Raw genomic sequence first — 7,825 nt, forward strand, 5'->3', positions numbered from 1 at the left:
GAGCTCTTGACCTCCGGGGACTGAAACGGCACAGTGTGTTCGTCAGTCGTGCGAATGTGCGTCAGTCGAACACGGGAGACGATGATGTCGGCCGGATCAGTCCTGCGGAGCGCGTTCACCTCGAAGCTCTATGTCACCGTGCTGGTGGCGATCGTGCTGGGAGCGGTGCTCGGGTTCGTCGCGCCCGGCGTCGGCGTCGCGTTGCAGCCCGTCGGCACCGGGTTCATCTCGTTGATCCAGATGCTCATCGCGCCGGTCGTGTTCTGCACGATCGTCGCGGGCATCGCATCGGCGGGAGAGCTCACCAGCGTCGGGCGTGTCGGCGTGAAAGCGTTGGTGTACTTCGAAATCCTCACCACGATCGCGCTCATCATCGGGCTGGTCGTGATGGACCTGTTCCGCCCCGGCGGGGATATCCACGCCGATCCGGGCGCTCTGAAACTCTCCGGCACGGCGCAGCAGTACGTGCAGACCGGCGAATCCCAGCACTGGTACGACTTCATCGTCAATATCATCCCGAAGACCATGGTCAGCGCCTTCACCGAAGGCAACGTGCTGCAGGTACTGCTGGTCGCGGTGCTGTTCGCCATCGCGGTCAAGGCGCTGGGCGAGCGCGGCGCGCCCGTGGTGCGGGCCGTCGAGCGCGTCGGCGACGTGCTCTTCGGCATCGTCAAGCTCATCATGTACCTGGCGCCGATCGGTGCCTTCGGCGCGATGGCCTACACCACCGGCAAGTTCGGTGCGTCCACTTTGGCCAGTCTCGGCGGCATCGTGGCCCTGTTCTGGGCCACCGGGATCGTGTTCTGTGTCGTCGTTTTCGGTGTGGTCGCGCGGTTGTGCGGGATCCGGGTGCTGAGGCTGTACCGGTACTTCAAGGACGAACTGCTGATCACGCTGGGCACGGCGAACTACGAAGCCGTGATGCCGCAGCTGATGCGCAAGCTCGAGCACCTCGGCTGTCCCAAGCGGATCGTCGGCCTCGTGGTGCCATCCGGGTATGCCTTCAACGGCGACGGTGTCTGCCTCTACCTCGGCTTCGCGTCGCTCTACATCGCGCAGGCCTTCGACGTGAATCTCTCGCTGTGGCAACAGATCGGGCTGCTCGCGGTCTTCATGATCACGTCGAAGGGGTCCGCGGGCGTGGCCGGCGCCGGGTTCGTGATCCTCGCCGCGACGCTGTCCACCACCGGGGTGGTCCCGGTCGCCGGGATCATGCTGGTGCTCGGCGTCGACCGGTTCCTCTCCACCATGCGCGGCCTCGTCAGCCTCTGCGGGCAGATGCTCGGCAGCATCGTCGTCTCCCGCTGGGAGGGCGTGCTGGACCTCGACCGGGCCAAGCAGGTGCTGGCCGGTGAAGAACCCGCCGGGGCAACGGAAAGCGTCCCGGTGGCCTGAAAAAAGGGGAGTTCTATGGCAAGGCTCGGCTACGTGGTCGAGGACAGTGCGGTCGCCGAAAAGATCCGGGCGCGCCGCGGCGGCCGGCTGACCGCATTGGACGGCATGTTGCTGCACAGCCCGCCGTTCGCCGACGGCTGGAACAGCCTGCTCGGTGCCATCCGGGGGAGTTCGACGCTGCCGGGCGACATCCGTGAGCTGGCGATCCTGCGGGTCGCCGAGCTGAACGGCGCCGAGTACGAATGGTCCGCGCACGAGCCGGTCGCGAAGGAAGCCGGCATGACCACGGAGCAGATCGCCGCGCTGCGCGTCGGCGGCGACGCCGGGGTGCTCGACCCGCGCCAGCGTGCGACGCTGGCGTACACCGACGCGATGACCAGGGAAATCGCGGTCGGCGAGGAGTTGTTCCGGGAGCTGGGCACGCATTTCGGCGAGCAGCAGGTGGTCGAGCTGACCGTCACCATCGGGGCCTACAACATGGTGTCCCGGTTCCTGGTCGCATTGGAGGTCGGCAGGGAGTGAGGCTCGAAGGCAAGGTCGCCGTGATCACCGGCGCCGGCAGCGTCGGCCCTGGCTGGGGCAACGGCCGCGCGGCCGCGGCGCTGTTCGCGCGGGAAGGCGCGAAGGTGTTCGCGGTGGACCTCAAGGCGGAGGCCCTCGTCGAGACCGTACGGACGATCGAGGACGAGGGCGGCACGGTCCGCACCCACATCTGCGATGTCACCGACGGCGCGGCGGTCGCGGCCATGGTCGAGGCCTGCCGCGCGGAGTTCGGCCGGGTGGACGTCCTGGTCAACAACGTCGGCGGCTCGCGCCCGGGCGGCGCGGTGGAGCTGAGCGAGCAGGAGTGGCACGCGCAGCTCGGCTACAACCTGACCAGCGTGTACCTGACCTGCAAACACGTCATCCCGGTGATGCGGGAACAGGGTTCGGGCGCGATCGTGAACACGGCATCCACGTCGGGCACGCGGTTCACCGGCTCGCCGCAGGTCGGCTACGCGTCGGCGAAGGCGGGCGTGATCCAGCTGTCGAAGGTGATCGCGGTGCAGCACGCGCCGGACGGGATCCGGGTGAACACGGTGGTGCCCGGCCAGCTGCACACCCCGATGGTCGAGGCGCGCCTCGCCGGGCAGCGTGCGGACGGCGACGTGGACGCGTTGCTGGCGCAGCGGCAGGCAAGGATTCCGTTGGGATTCATGGGAGACGGCCGGGACACCGCGTACGCCGCGTTGTTCCTCGCCTCCGACGAGGCCCGGTTCGTCACCGGGACCGAGATCGTGGTGGACGGCGGCATGACAGCGAGGTGCGACTGATGACCGACCCCCGAAACCCGGGACCGGACCCGGACCCGAAGAAGCCGTCGCTGACGCCGCCGCCCGGAAGTTGTGACGCGCACTGCCATATCTTCGGGCCCACGGCGAAATTCCCTTATGCGGCGGACAGGACGTTCACCCCGCCCGAGGCGCCGTTGGAGGATCTCCAGCGGCTGCACAAATTTCTCGGGCTCGACCGAGCGGTGATCGTGCAGTCCGCCGCCCACACCACGCGGCACGCGGTTCTGCTCGACGCGCTCGAACGCGGTGCGGGCCGGTATCGCGGCGTCGCGCTGATCCGGCCGGACACCCCGGATGCCGAGGTCGCGCAGCTGCACGAGGCGGGTGTCCGTGGGGCACGGCTGCATTTCACCCCGCACCTCGGCCCGGCGCCCTCGATGGAGACGATCGAGGCGATCGTGGCCAAGATCCGGCCGTATGACTGGCATCTGGCCCTGCACGTGGCCGGTGACGGCGCAGCCGAGCACGAGAAGCTGGTGCGGTCCCTGCCGCTGACCGTGGTGATCGACCACATGGGCAGGCCGGGTCTGCGGGCCGGCCTGGGTTCCGCTCCGGTCACTGCGCTACTCCGGCTGCTGGACACGGGTTCGGTGTGGATCAAGCTGAGCGGTTCGGACCGGATCGCGACCCGGCCGCCGTCGATGGCCGATTCCGCCGCGCTGGCAAGGAAACTGGCCAGGCATGCGCCCGAGCGGGTGGTCTGGGGCACGGATTTCCCGCACCCGAACACGCACGGGTTCGTGCCCAACGACGGGGAGCTGGTGGACCTGCTGGCCGAGATCGCCCCGGACGCGGCGGCGCTGGAGCGGTTGCTGGTCACCAACCCCGTGCAGTGCTTCGGTTTCTAGTGCAGGCCCGCGATGTCCTTGGTGATCGCGTCCGCTGTTTCGAGCAGGCGCGGGACGAACCGGGTGCGCAGCTCGTCGAGCGAGACGCGGCCGGCGTTGGCCGAGACGTTGAGCGCGGCGAGTACGCGCCCGGTGGACCCGCGCACCGGCGCGGCGGCCGAGCGCACGCCCTCCTCCCGCTCCCCGTCGACCACCGCGAAGCCCTGCTCGGCCACGCGCCGCAGCTCGGCGCGCAGTTTCGCCGGGTCGGTGATGGTGTGCTCGGTGAGCCCGGTCAGTTCCGCACTGTCCAAATAGGAATCCAGCTCGCGCGGCGGGAGCGCGGCGAGCAGCACCCGGCCCATCGACGTGGGATAGGCGGGCAGCCGCGAGCCGACGTCGAGCGTGATCGTCATCGAACGGGAAGCCGGGACGCGGGCCACGTAGACGATCTCACCACCGTCCAAAGTGGCCATCGAGCTGGACTCGCGGAGCTCGTCGGAGAGTGCGCGCATATGCGGCTGCGCGTGCTCCCAGAACGGCAGCGCGGCGAGGTAGCCGTAGCCGAGCCGGAGCACGCCGGCGGTGAGCCGGAACTGGCGGCCGTCGTTCTCGGCGAAGCCGAGGCGCTCCAGGGTGAGCAGGATCCGGCGGGCGGTGGCGCGGGTGAGCCCGGTGGCGGTCGCCGCCTCGCTCACCGTCATCGCGGAACGCTCGGCGGAGAAGCTTTGCAGCAGCCGGAAAGCCTTCTCGACCGAGTCGATGACATCGGGGTCCTCTCTCGACACCACCCCTCCTCTCTCGATGGGAACCGTACCCGATGACCGAAGGACTGCTGTTCGTCTTCGCCGAGCCCGGACGGGTGCCCGAGGCCGAATTCCATGACTGGTACGACACCGAGCACGCCCCCGCGCGCCTTACGGTGCCCGGTATCCGGACCGGGTACCGGTACCGCGCCCTCGACGGACTCCGGCCGACGTGGCTTGCCTGGTACGAGCTCGACCTTGCGGCTCTCGACGGCCCGGAATACCAGCGCATCCGGCGCCGCGGCCCGCGCGAACAGTCGGTCGTCGAGCGCCTCGCCACCCTCGACCGCCGCGTGTACGAGCTGACGGACGATGCGGGGGAGCGCACGAACGGTCCATTCGTGATCGTGTCAGTGGCGTTGTCGACCACCGATGAGGCCGGCCTGGACGCCTGGTACCGCGAGGAGCACGTCCCGTTGCTGCACGCCATCCCCGGCTGGCGGCGCACCAGGCGATACCGCAGAAAGGCCGGAACGGGGCCGGATCTGCTGGCCTTGCACGAGATCGACAGCACAGATCTGTTCGAGCTCCCCGCTTACCGCGCGGCCACTAGCACAGCCCGCCGTGGATCGGTAATGGAAAAGGTGACCGCGCGGGAGCGGCGAGTTTTCGGCTACCACAACACCGCCGGGAGGACGTAGCGTCGAGGACATGGGCGAGTACGAACACATCCTGGTCAAACGGGACGGCGGCACCATCACGATCACGATGAACCGCGCGTCCCGGCGCAATTCCCTGTCCGAGGACCATCTTCGTGAACTGCTGGCGGCCTTCCGCGATGCGGGCTCCTCGGACGCGACGGGCATCGTGCTCGCCGGAGCGGGTCCCGTTTTCTCCGCTGGGCACGATTTCGGCGATGTGGCCGCGCGGGATCTGGAGGGTGTCCGGGCGCTGTTGCAGGTGTGCACGGAGCTGATGCGGCTGATCCAGTCCGTGCCGCAGGTGGTCATCGCGCGGGTACACGGGCTCGCGACGGCTGCCGGGTGTCAGCTCGTGGCGTCGTGTGATCTGGCGGTGGCGGCGGAGTCGAGCGGTTTCGCGCTGCCCGGCGGCAAAGGCGGCTGGTTCTGCCACACCCCGGCGGTGCCCGTCGCCAGGGCGGTCGGCCGGAAACGGTTGATGGAACTGGCGCTGACCGGAGACCCGATCGACGCGGCGACGGCGCTGGACTGGGGGCTGGTCAACCGCGTGGTGCCGGACGAACAGCTCGACGAGGCGGTCGCCGAGTTGCTCGGGCGTGCGACGAGGGGCAGCCGGGCGAGCAAGAGCCTCGGGAAGGTCACGTTGTACGCCCAGCTGGACCGACCGGAGGCGGACGCGTACGCGATCGCGCTCGAAGTAATGGCCGCTGCTTCGCAGACTCCCGCCGCCCGCGAGGGAATGGCCGCATTCCTGGAAAAGCGCAAACCGGAGTGGCCTGCCTGAGTGCGGCAGTGGCGGGTTCTGCCGAGGTAGTGCCGGTCTGTTCGGTGCCGTTGGGGTACCGGCTCGAGTCAGCGTTCGTGCAAGAGGAGGAGTGTGTATGCAGCTATCGACTGTGCGTCGGTGATTTCCGCGCGGGCCACGAGTTTCTCGAACTCGGCGCGGGTGAACCAGCCGGTGCGCATGTCCTGTTCCTCGTGCTCGCGTTCGTGCGGGCCCACGGTGAGTTCGGTGGCGAGGAAGACCCGGCCGCGCTGGCTGGACATCCCGGGCGCGACGTCCAGCAGCCCCAGCTCGGTCATCCGGCCGGCGAGGAGGCCGGTCTCCTCACGGAGTTCGCGTGCGGCCAGCTCGCCCGCGTCCATGTCGGCCAGGCCGGGCGCCGTGCCCTGCGGGAACTCCCAGCGCCGCAACCCGATCGGGTAGCGGAACTGCTCGACAAGGTGCAGCCGGTCGCCGTCGAGGGGGATCACCAGCGCGTAGTCCGGTTTGTCGACGACCCCGTAGATGCCATCGGTGCCGTCCGGCCGCCGGATGCCGTCCTCGCGCACGGTCATCCAGCTGTTGCGATACACCTCGCGGGAGCTGAGCTGTCGAATGGGATCCACCCGGACAGTGTGCCGAAGCATCTTCTACCCTCGCTGGGTGCGTCTCGTGATCGCTCGCTGCCAGGTCGACTACGCCGGCCGCCTGACCGCCCATCTGCCGATGGCCACCAGGCTGCTGCTCATCAAAGCCGATGGCTCGGTGTCCATCCACTCGGACGACCGTGCCTACAAGCCGCTGAACTGGATGAGCCCGCCGTGCTGGCTGATCGAGGACGGCGACATCTGGACCGTGCAGAACAAGGCGGGCGAGAAGCTGGTGATCAGCATCGAGGAGCGCCTCGACGAGCTGAAGCACGAGCTGGGCGCCGAGCCGGGCCTGGTCAAGGACGGGGTGGAGGCGCACCTGCAGGAGCTGCTCGCCGAGCACATCACCACCCTGGGCGACGGCTACAGCCTGGTCCGCCGCGAGTACCCGACCGCGATCGGCCCGGTGGACATCCTGTGCCGTGACGCGGCCGGTGGCACGGTCGCGGTGGAGATCAAGCGCCGTGGCGAGATCGACGGGGTCGAGCAGCTGACGCGGTACCTCGAACTGCTCAATCGCGATCCGCTGCTGTCGCCGGTGCAGGGCGTGTTCGCCGCGCAGCTGATCAAGCCGCAGGCGAGAACCCTCGCCGAGGACCGTGGCATCCGCTGCCTGACGCTGGACTACGACAAACTCCGCGGCACCGACTCGGGCGAGTTCCGCCTGTTCTGAGCCGGACCCGCCGGAACGCGCTTTCCCGGCCGCGATCGGGTTGGTGTTTCTGGCGTGCGTGTTGCCTTGGCGGCGGTCGGGCTGGGTTTCTGGCGTGCGTGTTGCCCTGGCGGCGATCGGGTTGGGTTGGTGGCGTGCGCGTTGGGTCGAACCACGACCGGTCGGGTTTCTGGCGTGCGTGTTGCCTTGGCGGCGATCGGGTTGGGTTGGTGGCGTGCGCGTTGGGTCGAACCACGACCGGTCGGGTTTCTGGCGTGCGTGTTGCCCTGGCGGCGATCCGGCTGGTGCTTCCAGCGTGCGCGTCGGCCTGACCGTGATCGGGTTGGCATTTCTCGCCTGCACGTCGCCCTGACCACGATCCCGCTGGTGCCGCGGCCGGTGCGTTCGCCCGAGCGCGATCCCGCTGGTCCGCTGCCAGTGCGTTTCCGTCGCCTCCCGCAAGCCGTAGCCGGTCCGGGATCCGCGGCTTTCTTGTGCTGTGGCGAAAACGCCGCATGAACCGAGCCCACGAGCCGACCCCCGCGGCCTGGCGAACAAGCCGACGAACTGCCCCGGCGGCCTGGCGAAGCAAGCCCACGAACTGCCCCGGCGGCCTGGCGAAAGACCGCACCAACCGAACCACTCCGGCAACCGGTCCGCCGTGACCCGGCGCTGCCCGAGTTGCCGATCGCGTCATGGCGCGGTTGGCTCTTCACCAAGTTCATCTCAACATGGACAAGCCGCCCCGGCTGAGATT

The 7,825-nt window shown here is 68.9% G+C and carries 9 protein-coding genes; 7 read left to right on the forward strand and 2 right to left on the reverse strand.

Annotated features, from left to right (window positions below; translation table 11 throughout):
• Positions 1 to 84 precede the first annotated feature (84 nt).
• The 4 genes from dctA to VHD82_RS05125 are packed head-to-tail and all read left to right on the forward strand — an operon-like array spanning position 85 to position 3,577.
• A complete protein-coding gene (gene dctA, locus VHD82_RS05110) occupies positions 85 to 1,395 on the forward strand; it encodes a C4-dicarboxylate transporter DctA (RefSeq protein WP_325697484.1) in 1,311 nt (436 codons plus the stop codon).
• Positions 1,396 to 1,410: 15 nt separating this feature from the next.
• On the forward strand, positions 1,411 to 1,917 hold the full coding sequence (locus VHD82_RS05115) for a carboxymuconolactone decarboxylase family protein (RefSeq protein ID WP_325697486.1): 507 nt from the start codon (positions 1,411 to 1,413) through the stop codon (positions 1,915 to 1,917).
• Positions 1,914 to 2,708, forward strand: coding sequence for an SDR family NAD(P)-dependent oxidoreductase (locus VHD82_RS05120; RefSeq protein WP_325697488.1), 795 nt, complete (start codon positions 1,914 to 1,916; stop codon positions 2,706 to 2,708). The genes VHD82_RS05115 and VHD82_RS05120 overlap by 4 nt, the downstream gene beginning before the upstream one ends.
• Positions 2,708 to 3,577, forward strand: a complete 870-nt coding sequence (locus tag VHD82_RS05125; protein ID WP_325697490.1) for an amidohydrolase family protein — start codon at positions 2,708 to 2,710, stop codon at positions 3,575 to 3,577. The genes VHD82_RS05120 and VHD82_RS05125 overlap by 1 nt, the downstream gene beginning before the upstream one ends.
• Here VHD82_RS05125 and VHD82_RS05130 read toward each other — a convergent pair.
• Positions 3,574 to 4,344 carry an IclR family transcriptional regulator domain-containing protein gene (locus VHD82_RS05130; RefSeq protein WP_325697492.1) on the reverse strand — a complete coding sequence of 257 codons (771 nt, stop codon included), beginning with the start codon at positions 4,342 to 4,344 and terminating at the stop codon, positions 3,574 to 3,576. The genes VHD82_RS05125 and VHD82_RS05130 overlap by 4 nt on opposite strands.
• 32 nt (positions 4,345 to 4,376) lie before the next feature.
• On the opposite strand from VHD82_RS05130, the gene VHD82_RS05135 reads away from it, so the two are divergent.
• Positions 4,377 to 5,003 carry a hypothetical protein gene (locus VHD82_RS05135; RefSeq protein WP_325697494.1) on the forward strand — a complete coding sequence of 209 codons (627 nt, stop codon included), beginning with the start codon at positions 4,377 to 4,379 and terminating at the stop codon, positions 5,001 to 5,003.
• 10 nt (positions 5,004 to 5,013) lie between these two features.
• Positions 5,014 to 5,787 carry an enoyl-CoA hydratase-related protein gene (locus tag VHD82_RS05140; protein ID WP_325697496.1) on the forward strand — a complete coding sequence of 258 codons (774 nt, stop codon included), beginning with the start codon at positions 5,014 to 5,016 and terminating at the stop codon, positions 5,785 to 5,787.
• A 68-nt stretch (positions 5,788 to 5,855) separates the two neighbouring features.
• Here VHD82_RS05140 and VHD82_RS05145 read toward each other — a convergent pair whose 3' ends face one another.
• A complete protein-coding gene (locus VHD82_RS05145) occupies positions 5,856 to 6,383 on the reverse strand; it encodes an NUDIX domain-containing protein (RefSeq protein WP_414637450.1) in 528 nt (175 codons plus the stop codon).
• 46 nt (positions 6,384 to 6,429) lie between these two features.
• Here VHD82_RS05145 and nucS point away from each other — a divergent pair, with 46 nt between their 5' ends.
• On the forward strand, positions 6,430 to 7,089 hold the full coding sequence (gene nucS / locus VHD82_RS05150; RefSeq protein ID WP_325697500.1) for an endonuclease NucS: 660 nt from the start codon (positions 6,430 to 6,432) through the stop codon (positions 7,087 to 7,089).
• The last annotated feature ends 736 nt before the right edge of the window (positions 7,090 to 7,825 follow it).

This window comes from Amycolatopsis sp. (genome assembly GCF_035546795.1).
Classification (GTDB): Bacteria; Actinomycetota; Actinomycetes; order Mycobacteriales; family Pseudonocardiaceae; genus Amycolatopsis_E.